We start from the raw sequence: 23,017 nt of genomic DNA, 5'->3' as shown, positions 1-23,017 counted from the left end.
TCGAGAACGACGTCGAATCCCATCTGCACCCCACCCCGTCGTGGGAAGTCGCCGATCACCCCATGCCCACCGGGCGTGAGGAGATCTGGCGGTTCACCCCGATCAAGACCTTCACCCCGATCCTCTCCGAGCTCGCTCTCGAGTCGAGCCAGGAGGCCGACGTCATCGACGTCGACGTCAGGGGGGCCGAGGGCATCACCGTCACCGACCTGGCCGCCAGCGAGCTGAATGACCTGGCCGAGACCCCGCAGGACCGTCTGTCGGCTCTGGCCGCAGCCGACCCGCACGCCGTCAATCATCGTCTGGTCATCCCGGCCGAGGCCGAGCTCAAGGTTCCGGTCGAGATCACCGTCAATGGTCACAACGACGAGATCTCCTGCCACCACAACGTGGTCGTCGAGATCGGCAACCATGCCCAGGCCACCGTCATCGTTCGTCACCGTGGTGTGGCCCGTCTCGGTGAGAACTGGACCTTCCGCGTCGGTGACGGTGCCCAGGTGACCGTCCTCTTCGTCCAGGAGTGGGACGACACCGCCATTCACGGTGCCCAGATCTCCTTCGAGATCGGTCGTGACGCTACCGTCCGCACTGCCCAGGCCAGCTTCGGCGGCAAGGCCGTGCGCATTTCCCAGACCGCCTCCTACGACGGCCCCGGTGGCAACCTGACCCAGCTCGGTGCCTACTTCGCCGATGCCGGCCAGCACATCGAGCACCGCCTGTTCGTCGACCACAATGCCCCCAGCACCGAGTCCCACGTGGACTTCCGTGGTTGTCTGCAGGGCAAGGACGCGCATTCGGTGTGGATCGGTGACGTCCTCATCCGTCCGGTGGCCGAGGACATCGAGACCTACGAGTCCAACAAGAACCTCGTCCTCACCGAGGGCTGCCGTGCCGACGCCGTGCCGAACCTGGAGATCCAGACCGGCAACATCCGTGGCGCCGGACACTCCGCCTCCACCGGACGCTTCGACGCCGAACAGCTGTTCTACCTGCAGTCGCGTGGTGTCGAGGAGGCCGAGGCCCGTCGTCTCGTCGTGCATGGCTTCTTCACCGACATCGTCCGCAGGATCGGCGTGCCAGAGATCTCCGAGGAGCTCGTCGCCCGCATCGAGGCCGAGCTCGTCGAGAACCTCGGCCCCTCCACCACAGCGGAGGAGGACTGATGCCGGTCGTCACCAGTTTCTCGGCCCTCGACGAGGATTCCCCGCAGGAGTTTGAGGTCGACGGCACCGAGATCGTCCTGGTACGCACCGAGGGTGAGGTCCACGCTATCGGAGCCATCTGCACCCATGCTCAGGTGCCAATGGCTGACGGTGACGTCGAGGACTGTGGCCTCGAGTGCTACATGCACGGGTCGATCTTCGATCTGCGCACCGGCAAACCCCGCAACCTTCCGGCCACCGAGCCGCTTCCCGTCTATCCCGTGACCATCGACGGCGACGACGTCCTCGTCGACGTCGCCAACCCCATCACCAAGGAGTCCTGAACCACCATGGCAACCCTGCAGATCAATGACCTTCACGTCGACGTTGAGACCGAGGCCGGTCCCAAGCAGATCCTCAAGGGAGTCGACCTGACCATTAACTCCGGAGAGGTCCACGCCATCATGGGCCCCAACGGTTCCGGCAAGTCGACCCTGGCCTACACCCTGGCCGGTCACCCCAAGTACACCGTCACCGGTGGTTCCGTCACCCTCGACGGTGAGGACCTGCTGGCGATGACCGTCGATGAGCGTGCCCGCGCCGGTCTGTTCCTGTCGATGCAGTACCCGGTCGAGGTGCCCGGCGTCTCCGTCGCCAACTTCCTGCGTACCGCTCGTACCGCCACCGACGGTCAGGCCCCGAAACTGCGCACCTGGGTCAAGGAGGTCAATGAGGCCCTGACCCGTCAGGAGCTCGACCTCGACTTCGCCGAGCGGTCCGTCAACGAGGGATTCTCCGGTGGTGAGAAGAAGCGTTCCGAGATGGCCCAGCTCGAGCTGCTCCACCCGAGGTTCGCGATCCTCGACGAGACCGACTCCGGCCTGGACATCGATGCCCTCAAGGTCGTCGCCAACACCGTCAACCGGTACATGACCGACCCCGAGCACGGGCTCATGCTCATCACCCACTACACCCGCATCCTGCGTTACGTTAAGCCCACCCAGGTTCACGTCTACGTCGATGGCCGGGTGGCTGCCACCGGTGGTCCGGAACTGGGTGAGGAGCTCGAGGCCGAGGGCTACGAGAAGTACGTGTCCGCTGTCAAGGCCAACTCCTGATCATGAGCTACGACGTCGAGAAGATCAGGAAGGATTTCCCCATCCTGTCCACCAGGGTGGGGGAGTACCCGCTGACGTACCTCGACTCGGCCAACACCTCCCAGAAACCGCAGGTCGTCATCGACGCCCTGAGCGAGCACTACGCCCGACACAACGCCAACGTTGCTCGGGCCATGCACCAGCTCGGGTTGGAGTCCACCCAGGCATACGAGGGCGGGCGTGAACGCATCGCGCGGTTCCTCGGGGCGTCTCGTCCCGAGGAAGTGGTGGCCCTGTCGAACGCCTCGGAGGCTCTCAACCTGTGTGCCCACACTTTGGGTGAGCGTCTCGGACCCGGCGACGAGGTCGTCATCTCGGTGATGGAGCATCACTCCAACCTGGTGCCATGGCAGCTCGTGTGTCAGCGCACCGGAGCCACCCTGCGGTGGTTCGACATCACCGATGAGGGCCGTCTCGACCTCGAGAAGGCCGAGGCGGAGGGCCTCATCAACGAGCACACCAAGGTCGTCTCCCTGACCCTGGCCTCCAACGTGCTCGGCACGATCAACCCGATCGGGATGATCGCCGAGCAGGCCCATGCCGTCGGTGCCGTCATGGTGGTCGACGCATCCCAGGCCGTCCCACAGATGCCTGTTGATGTGTCGGCCCTGGGAGCTGACCTGGTGGCTTTCACCGGTCACAAGATGTGCGGCCCGACCGGCATTGGCATTCTCTGGGGGCGCTACGACCTGCTCGCCGAGCTCCCGCCCTTCCTCGGCGGTGGCGAGATGATCGAGGTCGTGCGCATGGAGGGATCGACCTACGCCGAGCCCCCGCATCGCTTCGAGGCAGGCACCCCGCCGATCGCTCAGCTCGCCGCCCTCGGCGTGGCCGCTCACTATCTGGATGGCATCGGGATGGAGGCCATTGCCGAGCACGAGCACGAGCTCGCGGCCCGGATGCTCGAGGGTCTGCAGACCGTCAAGGGGGTGCACATCCTCGGACCGATCGACGCCACCGCCCGTACCGGCACGGTGTCCTTCACCATCGAGGGAGTACATCCGCACGACGCCATGAGCCTCATGGATGGTCACGGGGTTGCAGTGCGCGGTGGCCACCACTGTGCCAGGCCGTTGCACGAGCGGCTGGGAATACAGTCGTCCCTTCGTGCGTCGTCATACCTGTACTCCACCACGGACGAGGTGGATCGGCTCGTCGAGTCCGTCGAGTACGCTCGGAGCTTCTTTGCCGGAGGTGTCGCATGAACGTCGAGGAGATGTATCAGCAGATCATCCTGGATCACTACCGGGAGAAGCACCACAGTGGTCTGCGCGAGGACTACGACGCCGAGGTGACCCAGGTCAACCCGTCTTGTGGCGACGAGTTGCTGCTGCGGGTTCACCTGGATGGCGACGTCATCTCCGACGTGTCCTATGACGCGGTGGGGTGCTCCATCTCCCAGGCGTCGACCTCGGTCATGACCGATCTCGTCATCGGCAAGACCATCGACGAGGCCCAGGAGCTCTACCGCGGCTTCCAGGAGATGATGCGCTCTCGCGGCACCATCGAGCTCGACGAGGACACCTACGAGGATGCCATTGCCTTCGAGGGAGTCGCCAAGCTCATGGCGCGAGTCAAGTGCGCGATGCTCGGCTGGTCAGCACTGGAGGACGGTCTGCTCAAGGCGACCGAGAAGGCTCCGGCCACTGCCGATGCGATCTCTGAGAAGAACGAGACGAAGGAGGAGGGCTGATGAGCGATGACAACGCCGTGCCCGCCCAGGAAGTGACGCTGACGGCCATGCCGACCGTCGACGACGTCATCGAGGCGATGAAGGACGTCATCGACCCCGAACTCATGGTCAACGTCGTTGACCTCGGCCTCGTCTACGGGGTCAACATCGACGACGAGGGCAATGTCGCCATCGACATGACGCTGACCAGCCCCACCTGCCCGCTGACGGATCGGCTGGAGTATGACACCCAGACGGTGCTGGAGGGGATCGTCAAGTCCGCGACGATCAACTGGGTGTGGCTGCCGCCGTGGGGTCTGGAGCGCATCACCGATGATGGCCGGGCGCAGCTCCAGGCGATTGGCTTCAACGTCTGAGTCTGTCGTCACGCCCCTGTGCCCGCGGGGACTGACGGGAGGGGCCGGGGAAGACCCAGCCCCTCCCTGGGCACACTCAAATACTGGAGGCCACCTCGTAGGCGTCCCAGATCGCGTACATGATGTTGGCGGGCTTGCGGGCGTCCCCGATGATGTTGAACGGCAATCCGGTCGCCTCGACGGCGCCACGCAGGTCCTGCTCGGGCAGATAGCCGATGGCGGCGACGACCGAGTCGGCGGGCAGTTCCTTCTCGTGGCCGTTGACCTCGACCATGAGCCCCTTCGGCGTGGTGTGCAGGGCCTTGGCATCAGCCATCACCTCGGTCCCACGGAAGGGAACCAGGCGACGCAGCATGTCCTCATTGGCAGCGCACAGCGGGGCATTTCGGGTGAGAATGTCGGGTTCGGCCTCGACGATCGTCACTTCGGCCTCGGCTTCCCGCATCGCCAGAGCCAGCTCGCAACCCGTCAGGCCGCCTCCGATGATGACGATCCTCTTACCCAGTGAGTCACGATGGAGCAGGGCGTCGGTGGCGTCGACGACCGTGGTGTCATCACCCAGATCGAGTCGACGTGGCGTTGACCCGGTGGCCAGGATGATGTGATCGGCCCCGAAGGACGCGATGAGGTCGGCGGTTGCCGGGGTGTTGAGACGGATCTCCACACCCAGCTCCTCCAGGGTCGTTCGGTACCAGTCGAGCAGGGCCAGGTCGTCCTCCTTGAAGGAGGGTTGGCCACCAGCGAGTACGACACCGCCGATGTGGTCGCTGGCCTCGACGATGACGGCCTCGTGTCCGCGTTCGCTGAGGACTCGCGCTGCCTCCATGCCCGCCAGACCAGCACCGATGATGAGCACCCTCTTGGCGCGGTGCGGCAACACCGGATGCAGATGGGTGTCGGCCTCGCGTCCGGTCTCCGGGTTCACCGAGCAGTTCAGCACGGTGTACTTGCCGATACGACCGATGCAGCCCTCCTGGCAGGAGATGCACGGACGTACCCGTTCCGGATGGTCGGTCTGCAACTTGATGACGATGTCTGGGTCCGCCAGGGTTGGTCGGGCCAAGGACACCATGTCGACGATCCCGTCGGAGACCGCACTGGCGGCAAGGTCAGGATCGTCCATCCGTCCTGCGACGATGAGCGGGATGTCCGGCAGAGCCTCCTTGAGCTCGGAGGCATAGGGCAGGTAGAGCCCCTTCGCCTGGTACATCGGCGGATGGTTCCAGAACCAGGCATCGTAACAGCCGACGTCGATGTCGAGGGCCTCGTATCCATAAGAGTGCAGCAGGCGAGCGGCCTCGATGCCCTCAGGCATGTCACGACCGACTTCCTCGAAGTCCTCGTCGGGAAGGGCACCGACGTTCCAGTCCTTCATCATGGACTTCGGCGAGAAGCGGATCTGGACCGGGAAGTCGTCCCCGACCGCCTCGTGGATGGTCTCGACGATCTCGCGCGGGAACCGCAGGCGGTTCTCCAGCGATCCGCCGTACTCGTCGGTGCGGTGGTTGAACCTCTCGATGGCGAACTGATCAATGAGGTAGCCCTCATGGCAGGCATGCACCTGGATGCCGTCGAAGCCAGCTTCATAGGCAACCTTCGCGGCGATCCGGAACTGGGCGACGATCTGGTGAATCTCGTCCTTGGTGATCTCGCGGCAGGTAACTCTCGGATTCCACATGTAGGGGATTTCCGACGGGGCTGCCGGCTTCTCACCGGGACGCAGCACGACAGGCATGATGACTCGTCCGAACCCGGCACCGACCTGCAGGACGATGCGGGAGTCATGGGCGTGAACCCGTTCCGTCATCTCCCGTGACGTCCGCAGGAAGCAGGCAGGAGACAGCGTCGGATTGGGCAGCGTGCCGCTGGGCAGGTGTTCGATCGGGTTCGTCACCTGACAGACGCCGGTGATGATGAGGCCGATACCGCCGGCAGCTCGCCGGACGTAGTAGTCGATTCCTCGTTGGTTCCAGCCGCCCTCAGCGGTGGACATGCCCAGTGGGCCCATCGGGCCCATGGCGTAGCGGTTCTTGACGTGGATGGAGCCGATGGTCGTCGGCTCGAACAGAATTCGATGGATCTCGCTCACAACAACCTCCCCGGCCGGCGTCATCGATGACGCACTGAATTGGATGCCGTGTGCGTCCCTATTGTATTCGCTGGACGCGAACGCGGTGGCTGAATCCGTTCAGACGCTGCGTTGAGGGCTATGGGTCAGGTCGTGTGAGCCGACGGCTCACACGTCACCCCAGGTCATTGGTGGAGAAGGTGTCGCACTTGGCCGGGTCGCCGGTGTCGAAGCCGCGCTGGGCCCAGTGAACTCGCATCCCCGACGAGCCGTGGGTCCACTTGTCGGGTTGCACGCCGCCACCGTACTGACGCTGGATGTGATCATCTCCGACGGCTCGAGCGGCCTCGACGACCTTGGCCAGGTCGTCACGGGTGACATTGTCGATGACGTCGTCCTCGTTCTCCGAGGTCCACTTGAGATAGGTGCCGGCATAGCAGTCAGCCTGCAACTCGAGGCGTACTGACGCCGACTTCGGGCCGGTCTGGTTACCCGATGCGTGAGCCTCGGACAATGTCCCCAGCAGGTCCTGGGCGTGATGACCGTATTCGTGGGCCATGATGTAGGCCTCGGCAGCGGTGGAGGACTCAGTACCAAGCTGCTGCAACAGGGTGCCGAGGAAGTTCGTGTCGAGGTAGACCATTTTGTCCGGCGGGCAGTAGAAAGGCCCAGTCTGGGCGTCGGCGTGACCACACCCGGTGCGCGCCGAACGGCTGAATGGGGTCGTCTTGGCCTTGGTGTAGCCCTCGATCTGGGTTTCCCAGTACTGGTTGATGCTGGTGGCGTAGGCCGCCCAGCGGCAGTTGGGGTCCCTCTTGACGTCGGCTCCGGTACGGCAGCGCGACACTGCGGTCGTCGAGTTGGCCGGGGTGGTTTGTGATTGATCGTTCTGACCGAGCAGATCGCCAGGATTGACGCCCAGCAAAACCGCAATGAGAAGGACGACGACCCCGGCACCTCCTCCGATGGCGACACGCCCACCGCCGCCACCGCCACCGGGGGAGCCGATGGAACCGGGATCAATACCTGCGTCGTCCTTGAAATCCATGACGCCCCGTCTCAGACGGCGAACCAGCAGATGACGCCAGCGATGACCAGCGCGGCTGGAATGATGATGGCCAACAGGTGCCACCACCGTTTCTCCAACCAGATCTGCGTCAGGACGCCAATGATGAGGCCAAGAACGCCCAGGGCAACCACCGAGCACCAGTAGGTGACGGGCTCACCACGCTGGCACACGTCGGCGGCCTGGTCGCAGAGGGACCACCACGCGAGATATCCGAAAATCCCCAATCCAAGCACGGCGACGACAACACCGCAGATGACGAGAATCAGGTATCGGCGCCATGAACGGGCGACGTCTTCAAGGTCGTCGTCATCCTCTGGTGCTGCTCGGCGTGGCGTACTCATGCCTGACATTCTGTCAAGATGTGGGGCATGATGTCTCCTTTCGCGCGGGGAAATGAACCCAATGTCGCCCGGAAAGACCCTGGAAAAGGCATTGTCACCCTTCATCACGATCACGCCACGCGGATGGACGCCACCACCCTCTACGAATGCCTGTGGCTGCGCAGCGCCGTGTTCAACGGGGAGCAACAGTGCACTGAGCCGGACCTGGACGGACGAGAACTCGAACCCACCACGGTCCTGGTGTGGGCCGCGGTCGATGGGCATCCGGTTGGAACCCTGCGCATCCTTGACGACGACCACATCGTCATCGGACGAGTCGTCGTCGACGACAACCACCGCGGCCTCCACATTGGCCGGCGCATGATGGATCTGGCCCTTGAACTTGCGCGCGCTGTTGACAAGGAGATCACCTTGCACGCTCAGTCGTACTTGGAGAACTGGTACGGCGATTTCGGTTTCGTCGTCACCGGGCCGCACTTCGACGAGGCAGGTATCGATCACGTCCCCATGACCTTGGGACGCTGATTCATCCAGGCTCTCCATTTGGTCCAAGTCGTCAGGACGGGGGAAGATGGGCCGGTGCTGCAGGTCAAGGATGTGGAGGTGCGGGTCGGAGCCAGGCTCCTGCTCAACCCAGTGAGTTTCCAGGTCACCGCTGGGGACAAGATCGGTTTGGTGGGTCGAAACGGTGCCGGCAAGACGACCCTGACCCGCATCCTGGCGGGTGAGGGGCTACCCGCCGCAGGTTCGGTGAGACGTACCGGGGAACTCGGCTACCTGCCTCAGGACCCCCGCGATCCTGACATGGAGACCATTGCCCGAGCACGAATCCTCTCGGCCCGTGGCCTGGACCACATGCTCGAACGGATGCGTACCCTGGAGCACCAGATGGCCAACGGCTCCGACGAGGAGCGGGCGGTCGCGATGGACAAGTACTCCAAGGCGGAGGACCGTCTCATCGCCGCTGGCGGTTACGGAGCCTCTGCCGAGGCTGCTCGGATCGCGTCGAACCTGGGACTTGACGATCGCGTGCTGTCCCAGCCACTCAAGAACCTTTCCGGTGGTCAGCGTCGTCGAGTCGAGCTGGCGCGCATCCTGTTCTCCGGGGCAGACACCCTCCTCCTGGACGAGCCGACCAACCACCTGGACGCCGACTCCATCGTCTGGCTGCGCAGCTTTTCTGCAGTCCTACTCGGGCGGGGTCCTCATGATCTCCCACGACACCGGTCTGGTGGAGGCCACCGTCAACAAGGTCTTCCACCTCGACGCCAACCGCGCCACCCTCGACATCTACTCCATGGGGTGGAAGCTCTATCTGGAGCAGCGGGCTGCTGACGAGAAGCGTCGTCACAAGGAGAGGATCAACGCCGAGCGCAAGGCTGCTGCCCTGCAGGTCCAGGCTGACAAGCTGCATGCCAAGGCGACGAAGGCCGTTGCCGCCCAGCAGATGGCCCGGCGCGCCGAGAAGCTGCTTGCCGGGGTAGAGGGAGAGAGAGCTGTCGACAAGGTGGCTGCCATCCGCTTCCCCGACCCGGCCCCCTGTGGCAAGACGCCTCTGACGGCCCGCAACCTCACCAAGACCTACGGTTCCCTGGAGGTCTTCACCGGGGTGGACCTGGCCATTGACCGGGGATCCCAAGTCGTCGTCCTGGGGCTCAACGGTGCCGGAAAGACAACCCTGCTTCGGATCCTGGCAGGCAAGGAGACCCCCGACACCGGCGAGGTCATCGCCGGGCATGGCCTCAAACTGGGCTATTTCGCCCAGGAGCACGACCTGCTGGACATGGATCGCACTGTGCTGGAGAACATGGCCAGCGCAGCAGCTGATCTCGACGAGACCGAGATGCGCAAGGTGCTGGGCTCCTTCCTCTTCACCGGCGACGACGTCCACAAACCGGCCGGGGTGCTCTCCGGCGGCGAGAAGACCCGTCTTGCCCTGGCCACCCTCGTCGTCTCCTCGGCCAATGTGCTGCTGCTCGACGAGCCGACCAACAACCTCGATCCGGCCAGCCGAGAGCAGGTCCTCGACGCCATCGGCCACTTCGGTGGGGCGATCATTCTCGTCACCCACGACGAGGGAGCCGTCCATGCCCTCGACCCTGATCGGGTGCTTGTGTTGCCCGACGGCACTGAGGACATGTGGAGCGCTGACTACGCCGAGCTCATCAGTCTGGCCTGATATTGCAGTCCCGACGACCATGACATGCCGTAGCATGAGGGCGCACAGGACGTTGTCGAGGAGGGCTGATGGTCACACGTGCGCCCAGACTGGTTGGTGAGGCCAGGCAGGCGATGGCCGAGGAATTGGCGGGTCGGTACAACCAAGGTGCGTCCATCCGGTCGTTGGCACGCGAGTCCGGACGGTCCTACGGACTGGTGCAGAAGCTCTTGCGGGAAGCCGGGGTGGAGTTTCGTCCTCGTGGTGGTGCGGACCCGGCGTCGCCTGAGACCAAGGCCGAGCGTGAGACCGTGCAGCAGGAACAGGCAGATGATCAGCCCGACGTCGAGGCCCTCCGCCTGGCCGTCGAGACCGCAGTGGCCCGTGCGGAGAAGGCCGACCGCAAGGCACGCAAGGCTGAGAAGGCATTGCGCAAGCTGCGTCGCAAGGGAGCCGGGAAGTCCCGCCGCAAGGAGGCCAAGGCGACCCTCAACAAGCATCGTGCCAAGGCCGAGAAGGCTGACCGCAAGGTGCGCAAGGCTCGTCGTCGCCTCGACGAGGTCGAACACGCAGCAGAGCCTCGTCAGTTCTGAGGGTCGTACGCGTCGACCGTGATCAGCGCGGGACCAGGGTGGTGATCTCCACCGCTGAGGTGACTTCCACCGCATCCACATGAACGTCCTGGACGTGGTGGGCGCTGGGCCCCATCGCGACGACGTCTGAGGCCGTCGGCCCGTCGAGGCCGACGACGGTGCTGATCTCCTCATGTCCGGCAATCTTGAACTGTGATTCCAGACCGGCCACGAGTTCGTCATGCTTGTGGGGTTGAATACCGATCATCCCGGTCACCTCGCGCAACTGGTGCAGATGCTCGGGTAGGGGAGTGACGACGACGAGGAGGCCGTCGGGACGCAGTATGCGCTTGAACTCGTCGCGGTTGCGCGGCGCGAAAACGCACAACACGGCGTCCATGCACCCGGTGCGGATCGGTAGACCGGCCCAGGTGTCGGCGACGACAGCTGCCATCCGAGGATGGGTTCTCGCTGCCTTGCGAATGGCTGCTGATGAGACATCGGTGGCTAGTCCGTGGGCAGTAAGGTGACCTTCGAGGACCTGTGCCAGATGATGTCCCGTTCCAGCCCCGACCTCGACGATGCTCCCGCGGTCGGCGAGGATCTCGGTGAGACGACCGTCAAGGTCGTGGAAGAGACCGGCGTCAAGTACCCGCTGACGTGACGTGACCATCGCGGGGGTGTCAGCGTTCGCCCCGGCCGGGGAGGTCATCATCGTCACATGGCCCTGTTTGGCGATGTCGAGACAATGGCCTTCCTCGCAGCGCAGGGACCTCCCATCGAGGTTCATGGGTCTTTCGTGGCCACGGCGTTGACAGGTCGGGCACACCAGCCACGGCAGGGCCAGGGACAACGTCGGCGTCACTTGGTGGTCGTCCTCGTCTCAGTGGTCCCGGACTCCTTGGGCGCTGCGATGGTGCCTTCGTCGTCGATGGTTGCAGTAGGCGCCGAGATCCGGTTGGCCTTGGCCCAGCGCTTCTGACGATCCTTGACATCACCTCGGATGAGCACGAAGAGACCGATCACCGCGATGGCGGTGAAGCAGAACCATTGGATGGCATAGGACAGGTGCGGGCCATCATCGAGTTCTGGAAGTTCCAGGGGAACAAGACCGCTCTGGGCCGGGACCATCGAGGTGGCCGTGATGTAACCGTTGACGTAGGTGATCCCCTGCGTCTTGCCGATGGCGTCGGAGTTGATGAGCCTGACCTTGCCCCGTACCGGGTCGGTGGCGGTGGGCTTGCCGTGTTCATTGCCCTTGACCCGCCCGGTGATCGTCACGGTTCCAGAAGGCGCTGGCGGCAAGGCCTGATTGTCACCGGTGGCGGAGGATCGCTTGAGGAAGCCGCGATCGATGAGAACGCGCTGACCATCCTTGGTGACGATGGGGGTGACGACCTCGGACCCTTCATCATCGCCATTGCTGCGATAACGCACCTGAAGCTCGTGAGCCGTGTCGAAGGTGCCGGTGATGGTGGCCGGGCGCCACTGTTCCTGCGCGGTCACCGGGTGCTCACCCATGAGGGTCGACCACTCGACCGGTCGCTTGTTCTCGTTGGTACGGATGATCTCATTGGCCTCGCGGCGGCCCGACAGCCGGTGCAGCTGCCATTCGCCGAGGCGTACCATGACCAGGCCCAGCGCAATGACCAGGAGGGTCAGGGCCACCCATCGAACCCACAGCTTCTTCACGTCCTCGAGCCTAGTTGGTCCTGCCACGTTGGCTGCTGGCAGGCCTCAGCCGTCCGATCCATGCCCAGGATTCAGTTCTCGTCGACCTCTCCATGGATCGTCACGGCCGGGTTCAGCTCCCCGCGATTTTCCTCAGCGTGCTGGGAGGGCAAGGCGTCAGTGGTGCGTCGGTCCGCCGCATTGCCGAGGACGACAGCGATGGCAGGGATGACGGCAGCCCCCAGCAGGAAGGTCCACCGCCAGGGACTGGGGGTGATGACGAGCCCGATGAAGCACAAGGTTCGCACCAGCATTGACCACAGATAGCGACGCTGACGCATCTCCAGATCATCGCTGGCAGATCTCTTCGCGGACGTGATGGAGTGCCGGGAGTCATGATGCCCCCTGTGCCACCGAACACGTGCAGCGTCACTCACCCGTCCAGCCTAAGTCTGCGACGCCAATCAGGTCGAACCGTCCGAGCTCTTGGTGGTGGCCTGCGATAGGTTCATTCCATGAGTCCAGACACCTCGGGCCGCGTTGCCCTCGTCACAGGTGGATCGCGCGGTATCGGTGCTGCGATCGCCGCAGATCTGCACGCACAGGGATACCGAGTGGCTGCCACGAGTCGCTCGGCCACCGCACCTGAGGGGGTGATGCCGGTCGCCTGCGATGTCACCGACGCAGACTCCGTCGACGCAGCATTCAGCCAGGTGGAGAAGGAGTTCGGCCCGGTCGAGGTGCTCGTCGCCAACGCAGGCATCACTCGGGACGGACTCCTCGCCCGTATGAAGGAGGAGGACTTCACCGACGTTCTCGACACCAACCTCACTGGTGCCTACCGCGTCATTCGTCGCGCTGCCAGGGCGATGACTCGCTCCCGGTTCGGACGCATCGTCCTGACCTCCTCGGTGGTCGGCCTGCTCGGTTCGCCTGGCCAGGTCAACTATGCCGCGTCGAAGGCCGGCATGGTCGGTATCGCCCGGTCCGTGACCCGCGAGCTCGGTTCCCGTGGCATCACCTGCAACCTCGTCGCTCCCGGTTTCATCTCCACCGAGATGACTGACGAACTGCCCGAGAAGGTCGTCGAGGACTACCTGGAGCGCATCCCGGCCAAGCGGTTGGGAACGGTTGACGATGTCGTCGCCGCTGTCCGGTTCCTCGTCTCCGACCCCGCCGGGTACATCTCCGGTGCCGTGATCCCCGTCGACGGCGGGCTCGGCATGGGCCACTGACACCACGTACATCCATCCCCATCGACTGGAAGGACATCACCATGGGGCTTCTTGAAGGACGCACCATCCTCGTCACCGGCGTGACGATGCACACCTCGATTGCGTTCAAGGTGGCTCAGATCGCCCAGGAGCAGGGTGCACGGGTCATCGTCTCCAACCTGCCTCGGGCGGTCGGGGTCACCCGTCGCGCAGTGCGCAAGCTAGATCCGGTGCCGGAGGTGCTGGAGCTTGACGTCACCGACGACGACCAGCTCGCCGCCCTGCCCCAGCAACTGCGCGGCCTCGGGGTGGAGAAGCTCGACGGCGTCGTCCACGCCATCGCCTTCGCCAACCCGAAGACGGCCCTGGGCGGCAAGTTCCTCGAGACCGAGTGGGAGGACGTCTCGGTGGCGGTGCACACCTCCACCTACTCCTACGTCTCCCTCATCACCGCCCTCGACGGGATGCTCGCCGAGCATGCCTCCGTCGTCGGTCTGACCTTCGACGCCACCGTTTCCTGGCCCTTCTACGACTGGATGGGAGTTGCCAAGGCTGGGCTGGAGTCGGCCAACCGTTATCTGGCCCGCTACATGGGTCCCAAGGGAGTTCGCTGCAACCTCGTCTCGGCCGGCCCGTTGGACACCATGGCCAAGACAGCCATTCCCGGCGCCGACGCCTTCAACGACCTGTGGGGAGAGCGTGCCCCGCTCGGCTGGGACACCAAGGACACCACTCCTGCCGCCAAGGGGATCGTTGCCCTGCTGTCCGACTGGTTCCCCGCCACCACCGGCGAGATGATCCACGTCGACGGAGGCATGGGTTCGACTGGAGCCTGATCAGGTCAGCGGCCACGAGGTGGCTGCTGTGATCGCTTGGGAGGCGGCGTTGCGCAACTGGCGCAGCGCCGCCTCCCGCGTGTGTGCGCTGTGGGCCGTGATCAGTTGGTGGGCAGAGGCGAGTCCGGCGTCACAGGCGGTCAACACGGTCCATGCCGGGTCGAGGAGCCTCTGGTCGGAGGGGCGGTGACCGGTCAGATGAGGGGCAATGGCCTCAGGACGTTCCCCGGCGACCATGCCCAGATCACTGAGCCGGGATGCCGTGGCCGTCATCGCCGAACGAAGCAGGGGAGCCGCATCGGCGGGAGTTGGTGGGGACAGCGGAGCTACTGCTCGGGCGATAGTCCACTGCATGGCAGAACCGACAGGCTGGGGGATCCACGCCGTACCGGCGGGCACGGCAGCCGAGCCTTGATGACAAATGATGACAGCCCCGGCGTCGAGAGCCGCGTGATTGACCCGAGCTGGACCGCGCAGACCGGCGAGCTGGCCGGGGGCGGGCAGTAGGAGGCCCCAGAACACCGGGGAGTCGTGGGGGGCGTGGGAGATCCGGGCCAGGGCCATCCGTATCGGGACCGAGGACAGCGGATCGTGCTCGGACAGGCCGAGGACTTCCTCAGGATCATGAACGTGGTGGGCCGCCACCATCTCCAACAGCTCCGCCTCGGCATGGGGAGCGGTCGTGCGACCGGCACACAGTTCGTTGAGCAGACAGGTGAGACGGCAGCAGATCTCGAGCACCTGCCCAGATTAGACGCCTGAGATGACATCGAAGGCCACAGTTCCCGGCAACACCACGCCAACCTCGTCGCGCCAGCCAGTGAATGTCGCCGACACAAGGTAAGTTCATACGCATGAGTGCAGTGGCGCAGTTGGCAGGCGTGGGAGTCCGACGCGGGGAGCGATGGATCCTCGACAATGTCGACCTCGACGTCGAAGAAGGCCAGCGTTGGGTGATGGTTGGCCCCAATGGGGCGGGAAAGACGACCCTTCTGCAGGTCTTGGGAGCTGAGCTTCACCCCACTGAGGGATTGGTCGAAATCCTCGATGAGATCCTCGGAGCCGTCGATGTCTTTGAGCTGCGCCCACGTATCGGCATGGCCTCCTCGGCCCTGGCACACCGCATCCCGGCCCAGGAGAAGGTCGGGAACATCGTCGTCTCGGCTGCCTGGGCTGTCGTCGGACGCTGGCGTGAAGCCTATGACGAGCAGGATGTCACCCGCGCCGATGAGTTGCTGGAGCGTATGGGTCTGGTCGGCATGGTTGATCGCACCTGGGGCACCCTCAGCGAGGGGGAGCGCAAGCGGGTCGAAATTGCCCGAGCACTCATGACTGATCCTGAGCTGCTGCTCCTGGACGAGCCCGCGGCGGGCCTCGATCTCGCCGGTCGTGAGCAGTTGGTTGACGTGCTCTCGTCCGTCTTCACCGATCCTGATGCTCCTGCCTCAGTGCTCGTCACCCATCACCTGGAGGAGATCCCGGCTGGCGTCACCCATGCCCTGATCATGGCTGACGGCCGCATCGTGGCTGCTGGGCCAGTTGAGACGATCCTGACCTCCGAGGTTCTCTCGGGTGCCTTCGGAATGCCGCTGACCGTCAGCCATGTTGATGGCCGATGGAACGCTCGCGCGGCGCACTGATATCTGACGACGGGAGAACGCCGTGATGGAGCCCTTCGAGGACTGGCCGTGGCTGGTCTGGCTGGTCGGCTCGGCGGTGCTGGCCTGCACTGAGATGCTCACCGGCGATTTCGCCCTGCTCATGCTGGCTGGCGGAGCGGCTGCTGGTGCCCTCACAGCTTTCTTCCTGCCGGGGATGATTCTGGTCCAGGCGATCGTGGCCGTGGCCGTTGCCATCCTCATGCTGGCGGTGCTGCGTCCCACCCTGTTGCGACGGGTGCGAGAGGCTCCTGGATACCGTTCGTCCTTGGACAAGTTGGTTGGCTCCAACGGCGTCGCGACCAGTGAGATCACCGATGGGCACGGACAAGTCAAGGTTGACGGCGAGGAGTGGTCGGCTCGGTCGGTCGATCCCGGCGTGACAATTGCCTCAGGCGAGAAGGTTGAGGTCTTCGAAGTGGACGGGACAACCCTCGTCGTATATCCAGTTTTCAAGAGCCTCGGTCCGTGATCTGGAGATTTGCCCCTGATCTGGGATGATGTAGGCGGTGCCGGGTTGTGACCGGCACGGTCCAAGATCCCTTGCAGGAGTTTCCATGCCCCAGTTCATCGTGGTTCTGGTGATCATTGCGCTGCTCGTCGCCTTCCTGGCCTCGAGCATCAAGATCATCCACCAGCAGAAGATTGGCTTGGTCGAGCGGCTCGGAAAGTTCAACCGACGACTCACCCCCGGCCCCCACCTGGTCATCCCCATCATCGATCGCGTGCAGTACAACCTCGACATGCGTGAGCAGGTCGTCCCCTTCCCGCCGCAGGGAGTCATCACCGAGGACAACCTGATGGTGAACATCGACTCGGTCATCTACTTCCAGATCGTTGACCCCGAGCGCGCCGCTTACGAGGCCCAGTCCTACAAGACGGCCATCGAGCAGCTCACCATGACGACGCTGCGAAACATCATCGGTGGCATGGACATGGAGGCCGCTCTCACCAGCCGCGAGGAGATCAACCAGAAGCTTCGGTCGGTCCTCGATGAGGCCACCGGAAAGTGGGGTATCAAGGTCAATCGCGTGGAGTTGCGAGCTATCGAGCCGCCGCCTACCATCCGCGACGCGATGGAGAAGGGTGCGCGGGCCGAGCGTGACAAGCGGGCCGCCATTCTGTTGGCGGAAGGTCAGCGTCAGTCTCAGATCCTGTCGGCCGGTGGTGACCGGGAGTCCGCCATCTTGCGTGCCCAGGGTGATCGCGAGGCTGCCGTGCTGCGAGCCCAGGCCGACCGTCAGGCCCAGATGCTGCGGGCCGAGGGCGAGGCCCAGGCCATCACGACGGTGTTCAATGCCATCCATGCCGGTCAGCCCGACCAAGGCCTGTTGGCCTACCAGTACATGCAGATGCTGCCGACCCTGGCTCGCGGTGACTCCAACAAGGTCTGGGTCGTACCGTCCGAGCTCAATGACGCCCTCAAGGGGCTGGGATCGATGGCTGGCGGTGCACCTCAGGGGTCCGACGAGGGTGGATTCTCGGTCGCCGATCCGAGCCGGTTCACCGCGCCGGAGAAGGTTGACGTCTTCGCCGAGATCGAGGCTCAGAAGGCTGAGGAGAAGGAGGCTTCCGAGGCCACCGTCCAACAGGCCATTCAGGAAGCTGCCAAGCTGGAGAATCCGGGGCTGTCAGGCAAACGTCACAAGGAGCCGAGCCAGGTTCCTGGCGCCTCGGCCCTTGCCCAGGTTGAAGCTCAGTCCGAGTCGACTGCTGCTGATCAGGGGCGACAAGGAGTTCCTGGAGACCAGGTTGATCAACCGGCCAACACCCAGTACGTCGGTGATCAGCACTTTGGAGGGCAGCGGCCTTCACAGGATCAGTGAGGTAGTTGGGTCGGGGCCATGATGGCCTCGGCCTCTCTGCTATCAACGGACGGGGCGCCGATACGCGGCACGCTACGACGATGGGGGCCATTGACACTGTGCATGTTTTCTTGCATGATTATCGTGCAAGAAAACATGCACAGTTGTCGTATCCGTGTTGAGGAGTCCCATGTCCCCGTCTCGAACATATGTCCATCCTGACGCGTCGGAGATTCTCCTTCCGCGGGTTCTCTATGCGTTGAGTGATCCGATTCGTCTTGAGATGGTGCGCCGCCTGTCGCTGGTCGAGGAGGCAGACAGTCTTGACTTGGCGGATGATCTGCCGCGCTCAACCTTGACGTATCACACCCGTATCCTTCGGGAGAACGGGATCACCTTTACCCGCTCTCAAGGCAGGTCCTGCCTGATTTCTCTGCGCGCCCGAGACCTCAACGACCGTTTTCCGGGTTTACTCGACTCGGTCCTTGCCGGTTTGGCGGTCGACGTCTCCCGTGAGGACTCAGCCTCGTGATCGGCAGGTTGTGGCCTTATTTTGTGGGAACCGTCGCCCTCGGTCTCGATGCTTATGTCATTGCAGGCATGTTGCCCAAGATCGCATCGGATCTCGGCAGCAGTTCGGGCACGGTCGGGCTGGGTGTTGCGGCCTTCACAGCTGCCTACGCGATATCTGGGCCTGTTCTTGCAGGTGTTGCTGGCAGGCGGGCCGCTCGGTCACTCCTTCTAGCGCTGTCCCTCTTCGTAGCATCGAACATCATCTCCGCATTGGCGACGACAGTTGCAGTTTTTATCGCGTCGCGGCTTCTTGCAGGTGCTGCGTCCGGTGTTTACTCTCCACTGTCGTCGGCGGTGGCCGCACACAGCGTTTCGGCTGACCGGAGGGGACGCGCGTTGTCCTTGATCCTTGCGGGTTTGGCATGCGGCACTGTGTTTGGGGTTCCGCTCGGGCTGATGGTGGCTGACTGGGCCTCGTGGAGGTGGACCTTTGGCCTCATCGTTGGGGTCGGGCTATGCGCGATGCTGGGAATAGGTCTGCTTGGTCGTGGCCGGATAGCGAATGTGGAAACCCCCTCTGCGGGTGCACGCTTTGCGACTCTCGGCAAGGCGTCAAACGTGGTTACCATGCTGGTGACTCTATGTACCGGGATCGCTTCACTGGGGCTGTACACCTATTTCATACCTCTGCTTGACGGCCTGGGCCTGAGTTCGGCCCATGTATGGCTGATATGGGTGTGGGGGATAGGTGGTGCCATAGGTGCATTGTTTGTAGGTCGTGTGGTTGACGCGGCACAACGTTCGACTGTCGTGACGGCCTTGATCACCGCATTGCTCTTACTCGCATTCCTGATACTGGCCTGGAACCCATCGGTCATCGTTGTGGCCATGAGCATTTTGTGCTGGGGGATGCTGGGGTGGGCGTCACTCGCCCCTCAGCAGCACACCCTTATGGCGGACAATCCCCATGATGGCACGACAGCTGTTGCCGCAAACGCGTCGGCAAATTATTTGGGATCGGCGATTGGATCGATGGCTGGCGCGGCCCTGGTTGACCAAGGATTCGTCGGTGAAAGCCTGGCACATGTCGCCGCAATCCCGGTCATTGTTGCGTTCCTGCTTCAGCTTGTGCGAATTCGGATGTCGACATGACGCGTCATTGTGTGGTTTCCCGCTGGCGGGCATAGCGTCCCGCCAGCACTCCGCAAGCGATGAGCTGGGCCAGGTGGAAGATCATGAGGGGCAGCACGATGAGACCGACCGGCTGTCCCGCGAACAGCACCGTCGCCATCGGTAGGCCGGTGGCCAGCGATTTCTTGGTGCCGCAAAACTGTATGGCGATGCGGTCGTCACGGTCGAAGCCGAGCCATCCGGCTCCTGTCCAGGTCAACCACAGCATGAAGAATAACAGGACCAGGCATATGAGGGTCAGGACGATCATCGATGCCGGTGACACCAAGGACCACATGTGCTCGCGCATACCTTCTGAAAATGCCGAATAGACGACGAGGATGATTGACCCCTGATCGACAAATTTGAGTGGCTTACGGTGCCTTGTGACGAAATCTGCGGTCCACCGACGTGACAGCTGGCCCAACACAAACGGCAGCAGCAATTGAATGATGACGTCAAGAAAGCTTGACGCCTGAATCGTCAGCCCGCCGCTCGTCGACATCATGAGGAGGGCCAGGACGGGGGTGAGGAAGGTCCCCAAGAGATTCGACGTGGTTGCTGCAACGATGGCCCCCGCGACGTTGCCGTGGGCGATTGAGGTGAAGTTGATCGACGACTGCACCGTCGAGGGCACCAGGCAAATCCACAACATCCCGACGTACAGGGTTTTGGGTATCGCCCAAGGCACTAGGCCGTGCATTGCCAGTCCGACGAGCGGAAAGACGACGAAGGTAGAGACCAGGATCGCTCCCTGTAGTTTCCAATTCTTGAGACCGTCGAGAGTTTCGCGGGGTTCCAGCCGGGCACCATAGAGGAAGAACAGGATAAAAATAAGGACAGTGACGCCGTGATCGACGACGGGTACAGCCGGCCCCGTGGCAGGAAAGATCGACCCAATGATGGCCGTCACGACGATGGCGATGACGAATCCGTCGATGGGCAGCTTGCGGCGTGGCTTGGCGGAACTCACCTGCCCACGATAGCCACCGGTAGGTTGGAGCGGTGGCAACGTTCATAGACATCGACGATCCGGCCGACTCGCGCCTGGCCGACTACGTCAGCTTGCGCGATGTCAACTTGCGAAAGTCCTTGGAGGCTGAGCATGGGCTCTTCATCGCGGAGGGGGCCAAGGTCATCCGGCGCGCTTGTGAGGCGGGGTACCCGCCCAGATCATTCCTGCTGGCTCCTCGCTGGATCGACGGTCTGCGCGATCTCTTCGACGACCTTGACGTCGAGGTCTACGTCGTCTCCGAAGCCCTGGCCGAGCAGGTGACCGGGTTCCACGTCCACCGTGGTGCTCTGGCGTCGATGTGTCGACAGACCCGCTGGAGCGCCGCCGATCTCACGGATGCTCGCCGACTGGTGGTGTGCGAGGACATCGTGGACCACACCAATGTCGGCGCGATCATCCGGTGTGCCGCAGGCATCGGGTGGGACGGTGTCCTGTTGGCCCCCCGCGCTGCCGATCCGCTCTACCGTCGAGCCATCAAGACGTCGATGGGAACCGTCTTCCAGCTGCCCTGGGCCAGGCTCGAGGACTGGTCAGGTGGTCTCGACGAGCTGCGAAACCATGGCTTCACGGTGGCGGCAATGGCCCTGAGTGACGACTCGGTCACCCTGGACGAGTTCTCCGCGGACCTGCGAGCCAACCCACGGAAGGTTGCCCTGCTCATGGGCACTGAGGGGGCGGGTCTGTCGTCCCACTGGATCAGTCAGGCCGACGTCGTGGTGCGCATCCCGATGGCCGGAGGAGTGGACTCCCTCAACGTCGCAGCAGCCGCAGCGGTGGCCTGCTACGAGTTGCGGGACGTCACGCCCTCACGAATCAGCCCTTCGGGGTGAGCGGCCAGTCGTCGGGGTAGAGATGGGCCACCTTGTCGTGCTGCTCGTCGAGCTTGCGACGTGAACGCTTGGAGAGCCGGTCCCCGAAGACGACTCCGTTGCAGTGGTCGGTCTCGTGCTGCAGACAGCGGGCGAAGAAACCGGTTCCGGTGACGGTGATGTCGTTGCCCCAGGGATCCTGGCCTGTGCAGGTGGCCAGGTCGGGGCGGGCCAGGGACTGGAATCCGCCGGGCCAGGAGAGGCAGCCTTCGTCAGCCGCCTCGAGGCGGCGATCGCGTCCCTCCGGCAGGGTGACGACCGGGTTGCAGAAGGCACCATGGTGGACGATGTTGTCGGCGTCCGGGCAGATGTAGACGAACAGAGACAGGTCAACCCCCACCTGGGTTGCGGCCAGACCCACACCGTCGGCGGCGTCCATGGTGGTGAACATGTCACGAATGAGGGTCGTCAGGTCCTCGTTGAACTCGGTGACGGGGCGGGTCTGGGCGTGGAGAACAGGCTCCCCCCACCGGGTGACCCGGCGCAGGGACCCACCTTTGAACAGATCCTCCCAACGGGGGTCGTCATTGGGGGTGTGCTTGCGCATGGCTGATCTCCTGAGGTTGATGAATGTCCGGGGGTGATTGTCTCACGAGTGGGCAGGTGCCCGTGATCACCCGATGGTTGGGCCGACGAGCACCCGCATGACCCCGGGTTGGTCGATGGTGGTCTCGACCTGCCACTCGCTGGTCTGGTCGTCGCGGCAATGAATCGCGATGTGGCCCTCTTCCGGCAGTGCGGCCCAGACTCGGGTGCCGCCCTGCGTGGTCACGGTGATGTCACGCGGATTGGCCCCGGTGCCGTCGAATTCGTCAACCAGTTCGAGTCGTCCGAACCGGCCTTCCAACACCCCGACACTTCCCACCAGACGGTTGGCGACGAAGTGTTGGCCATCCGGGGAGGACACGATTGCAGACGGCTGGGCAGGTGCTTGGGAGGGATAACCTCCCCGAGAAGGGACCTTTGACCACCGCGATGACGGCGTCTCGGTGACGAATCGCCAATCCCGAGCCCACATGTCGTGTCCGGTGGGCCGTGACCAAGTGCTAACCGTTCCGGACAATTCTCCGGCGACGGTCAGGATCTGCTTGCGGCCGTCCTCGGTGAGGGTGAGGTGACGAGGGCCCATACCGGCAGGGGTCTTGAGAGAACCGATGATCTCAGGACCAGCCTCGCTCCAGCGCAGGAAACAGACACGGTCGGCCCCCAGGTCGGTGACGGCGAGGTGAGCGCGATCCAACCAGGTCACCTGGTGGGCGTGAGGCCCTTCCTGGCGGTCAGGCAGCGGGCCGGGAAAGGCGCGGTCCTGGCCCAGATCCAGGACGTGACGAACCGTCGGCCGGGTCAGGTCCGACAGATCCACGAACTCAACCTGACCGGAGGCGTAGTCGGCGATCGCCATGAGTCGACCGGTGGGATCGACGGTACCGTGACAGGGCGATTGGCCTTCCAGCTCGACGGTTCCGACAACCTGGAACTGGCGTCCGGGGTGGACTAGCCACAGGGTGCTGTCACGTTCGCAGAGCACGGCAACCACGTTGTACAGCGGCGTCACCCAGGACGCATCCCCGAGCTGGCAGCTGCCGACGATCTCGGTGTGGAGCCCGTCGGAATCATCGGTCAGCTGCCATGCGGTGATACCTCCAACTGAGACATCGGTGGTGCGATGGCAGGCAAGAACTGGGGTGAGGGCCATGATTGGCAGCCTAC

General features: G+C 63.8%; 26 protein-coding genes and 1 pseudogene. 17 read left to right on the top strand and 10 right to left on the bottom strand.

Annotation, left to right across the window (positions count from 1 at the left end; translation table 11 throughout):
* Positions 1-62 precede the first annotated feature (62 nt).
* Genes sufD through ACP8LP_RS07670 form a run of 6 tightly spaced genes read left to right on the top strand, consistent with a single transcriptional unit; the run spans position 63 to position 4,348 of the window.
* A complete protein-coding gene (sufD, locus tag ACP8LP_RS07695; protein WP_036976103.1) occupies positions 63-1,163 on the top strand; it encodes a Fe-S cluster assembly protein SufD in 1,101 nt (366 codons plus the stop codon).
* On the top strand, positions 1,163-1,486 hold the full coding sequence (locus ACP8LP_RS07690; protein ID WP_016665777.1) for a non-heme iron oxygenase ferredoxin subunit: 324 nt from the start codon (positions 1,163-1,165) through the stop codon (positions 1,484-1,486). Before sufD ends, ACP8LP_RS07690 begins: the two co-directional genes overlap by 1 nt.
* Positions 1,487-1,492: 6 nt before the next feature.
* Positions 1,493-2,260 carry a Fe-S cluster assembly ATPase SufC gene (sufC, locus tag ACP8LP_RS07685; RefSeq protein WP_004808738.1) on the top strand — a complete coding sequence of 256 codons (768 nt, stop codon included), beginning with the start codon at positions 1,493-1,495 and terminating at the stop codon, positions 2,258-2,260.
* Between the two features lie 2 nt (positions 2,261-2,262).
* Entirely contained in the window at positions 2,263-3,504 is a 1,242-nt protein-coding gene (locus tag ACP8LP_RS07680) for an aminotransferase class V-fold PLP-dependent enzyme (RefSeq protein WP_063279289.1), read from the top strand.
* Positions 3,501-3,992: a Fe-S cluster assembly sulfur transfer protein SufU gene (sufU, locus tag ACP8LP_RS07675; protein WP_484483070.1), complete on the top strand. Its 492-nt coding sequence runs from the start codon at positions 3,501-3,503 to the stop codon at positions 3,990-3,992. The genes ACP8LP_RS07680 and sufU overlap by 4 nt, the downstream gene beginning before the upstream one ends.
* Positions 3,992-4,348 (top strand): metal-sulfur cluster assembly factor, encoded by a 357-nt coding sequence (locus ACP8LP_RS07670; RefSeq protein WP_016665775.1) that lies wholly within the window; start codon positions 3,992-3,994, stop codon positions 4,346-4,348. Before sufU ends, ACP8LP_RS07670 begins: the two co-directional genes overlap by 1 nt.
* Positions 4,349-4,424: 76 nt before the next feature.
* Here the strand turns inward: ACP8LP_RS07670 and ACP8LP_RS07665 are convergent, their stop codons facing one another.
* From ACP8LP_RS07665 to ACP8LP_RS07655, 3 genes are all read right to left on the bottom strand, one after another.
* Positions 4,425-6,437: an oxidoreductase gene (locus tag ACP8LP_RS07665; protein WP_484483069.1), complete on the bottom strand. Its 2,013-nt coding sequence runs from the start codon at positions 6,435-6,437 to the stop codon at positions 4,425-4,427.
* 154 nt (positions 6,438-6,591) lie between these two features.
* Positions 6,592-7,464 carry a KPN_02809 family neutral zinc metallopeptidase gene (ypfJ, locus tag ACP8LP_RS07660; RefSeq protein WP_484483068.1) on the bottom strand — a complete coding sequence of 291 codons (873 nt, stop codon included), beginning with the start codon at positions 7,462-7,464 and terminating at the stop codon, positions 6,592-6,594.
* An 11-nt stretch (positions 7,465-7,475) separates the two neighbouring features.
* Positions 7,476-7,835 carry a hypothetical protein gene (locus tag ACP8LP_RS07655; protein ID WP_036975351.1) on the bottom strand — a complete coding sequence of 120 codons (360 nt, stop codon included), beginning with the start codon at positions 7,833-7,835 and terminating at the stop codon, positions 7,476-7,478.
* Between the two features lie 18 nt (positions 7,836-7,853).
* Between ACP8LP_RS07655 and ACP8LP_RS07650 the strand changes: the two genes are divergently transcribed.
* From ACP8LP_RS07650 to ACP8LP_RS07640, 3 genes and pseudogenes are all read left to right on the top strand, one after another.
* Complete coding sequence (locus tag ACP8LP_RS07650; RefSeq protein WP_179856566.1) at positions 7,854-8,351, top strand: GNAT family N-acetyltransferase; 498 nt, start codon at positions 7,854-7,856, stop codon at positions 8,349-8,351.
* A 54-nt stretch (positions 8,352-8,405) separates the two neighbouring features.
* A pseudogene (locus ACP8LP_RS07645) lies at positions 8,406-10,005 on the top strand (ABC-F family ATP-binding cassette domain-containing protein).
* Positions 10,006-10,073: 68 nt separating this feature from the next.
* On the top strand, positions 10,074-10,577 hold the full coding sequence (locus ACP8LP_RS07640; RefSeq protein WP_016665769.1) for a helix-turn-helix domain-containing protein: 504 nt from the start codon (positions 10,074-10,076) through the stop codon (positions 10,575-10,577).
* 22 nt (positions 10,578-10,599) lie between these two features.
* Here the strand turns inward: ACP8LP_RS07640 and ACP8LP_RS07635 are convergent, their stop codons facing one another.
* The 3 genes from ACP8LP_RS07635 to ACP8LP_RS07625 form a co-directional block, all read right to left on the bottom strand.
* A complete protein-coding gene (locus ACP8LP_RS07635) occupies positions 10,600-11,421 on the bottom strand; it encodes a methyltransferase domain-containing protein (protein ID WP_334338822.1) in 822 nt (273 codons plus the stop codon).
* Positions 11,418-12,248 (bottom strand): SURF1 family cytochrome oxidase biogenesis protein, encoded by an 831-nt coding sequence (locus tag ACP8LP_RS07630; RefSeq protein ID WP_252908560.1) that lies wholly within the window; start codon positions 12,246-12,248, stop codon positions 11,418-11,420. Before ACP8LP_RS07630 ends, ACP8LP_RS07635 begins: the two co-directional genes overlap by 4 nt.
* A gap of 71 nt (positions 12,249-12,319) precedes the next feature.
* Positions 12,320-12,607, bottom strand: coding sequence for a DUF3099 domain-containing protein (locus ACP8LP_RS07625; RefSeq protein WP_315968719.1), 288 nt, complete (start codon positions 12,605-12,607; stop codon positions 12,320-12,322).
* A gap of 135 nt (positions 12,608-12,742) precedes the next feature.
* Between ACP8LP_RS07625 and ACP8LP_RS07620 the strand changes: the two genes are divergently transcribed.
* Both ACP8LP_RS07620 and fabI read left to right on the top strand, forming a co-directional pair.
* A complete protein-coding gene (locus ACP8LP_RS07620; protein ID WP_016665764.1) occupies positions 12,743-13,462 on the top strand; it encodes a beta-ketoacyl-ACP reductase in 720 nt (239 codons plus the stop codon).
* 41 nt (positions 13,463-13,503) lie between these two features.
* Positions 13,504-14,277, top strand: coding sequence for an enoyl-ACP reductase FabI (fabI, locus tag ACP8LP_RS07615; RefSeq protein WP_016665763.1), 774 nt, complete (start codon positions 13,504-13,506; stop codon positions 14,275-14,277).
* Here fabI and ACP8LP_RS07610 read toward each other — a convergent pair whose 3' ends face one another.
* Positions 14,278-15,018 carry an Rv1486c family protein gene (locus ACP8LP_RS07610; RefSeq protein ID WP_016665762.1) on the bottom strand — a complete coding sequence of 247 codons (741 nt, stop codon included), beginning with the start codon at positions 15,016-15,018 and terminating at the stop codon, positions 14,278-14,280.
* A 113-nt stretch (positions 15,019-15,131) separates the two neighbouring features.
* Here ACP8LP_RS07610 and ACP8LP_RS07605 point away from each other — a divergent pair, with 113 nt between their 5' ends.
* From ACP8LP_RS07605 to ACP8LP_RS07585, 5 genes are all read left to right on the top strand, one after another.
* Positions 15,132-15,917, top strand: a complete 786-nt coding sequence (locus ACP8LP_RS07605) for an ABC transporter ATP-binding protein (RefSeq protein WP_016665761.1) — start codon at positions 15,132-15,134, stop codon at positions 15,915-15,917.
* A gap of 25 nt (positions 15,918-15,942) precedes the next feature.
* Positions 15,943-16,407: an NfeD family protein gene (locus ACP8LP_RS07600; protein ID WP_016665760.1), complete on the top strand. Its 465-nt coding sequence runs from the start codon at positions 15,943-15,945 to the stop codon at positions 16,405-16,407.
* 85 nt (positions 16,408-16,492) lie between these two features.
* A complete protein-coding gene (locus ACP8LP_RS07595) occupies positions 16,493-17,761 on the top strand; it encodes an SPFH domain-containing protein (RefSeq protein ID WP_004808720.1) in 1,269 nt (422 codons plus the stop codon).
* A gap of 169 nt (positions 17,762-17,930) precedes the next feature.
* A complete protein-coding gene (locus tag ACP8LP_RS07590; protein ID WP_016665759.1) occupies positions 17,931-18,272 on the top strand; it encodes an ArsR/SmtB family transcription factor in 342 nt (113 codons plus the stop codon).
* Positions 18,269-19,405, top strand: coding sequence for an MFS transporter (locus tag ACP8LP_RS07585; RefSeq protein WP_016665758.1), 1,137 nt, complete (start codon positions 18,269-18,271; stop codon positions 19,403-19,405). The genes ACP8LP_RS07590 and ACP8LP_RS07585 overlap by 4 nt, the downstream gene beginning before the upstream one ends.
* Before the next feature lie 4 nt (positions 19,406-19,409).
* On the opposite strand, the gene ACP8LP_RS07580 is transcribed toward ACP8LP_RS07585, so the two are convergent.
* Complete coding sequence (locus tag ACP8LP_RS07580) at positions 19,410-20,396, bottom strand: bile acid:sodium symporter family protein (protein WP_016665757.1); 987 nt, start codon at positions 20,394-20,396, stop codon at positions 19,410-19,412.
* A gap of 32 nt (positions 20,397-20,428) precedes the next feature.
* On the opposite strand from ACP8LP_RS07580, the gene ACP8LP_RS07575 reads away from it, so the two are divergent.
* The gene (locus tag ACP8LP_RS07575; protein ID WP_016665756.1) at positions 20,429-21,268 is read left to right on the top strand and encodes a TrmH family RNA methyltransferase; all 840 of its coding nucleotides are present in this window, start codon (positions 20,429-20,431) and stop codon (positions 21,266-21,268) included.
* On the opposite strand, the gene def is transcribed toward ACP8LP_RS07575, so the two are convergent.
* Both def and ACP8LP_RS07565 read right to left on the bottom strand, forming a co-directional pair.
* Positions 21,252-21,854: a peptide deformylase gene (def, locus tag ACP8LP_RS07570; protein ID WP_016665755.1), complete on the bottom strand. Its 603-nt coding sequence runs from the start codon at positions 21,852-21,854 to the stop codon at positions 21,252-21,254. The two genes, ACP8LP_RS07575 and def, sit on opposite strands and share 17 nt — an antisense overlap.
* Positions 21,855-21,920: 66 nt before the next feature.
* Positions 21,921-23,003: a lactonase family protein gene (locus tag ACP8LP_RS07565; protein WP_016665754.1), complete on the bottom strand. Its 1,083-nt coding sequence runs from the start codon at positions 23,001-23,003 to the stop codon at positions 21,921-21,923.
* Between the last annotated feature and the right edge of the window lie 14 nt (positions 23,004-23,017).

Source organism: Cutibacterium sp. LaCa_89 (assembly GCF_058177555.1).
This window is presented reverse-complemented; position numbering and strand designations above follow the sequence as displayed.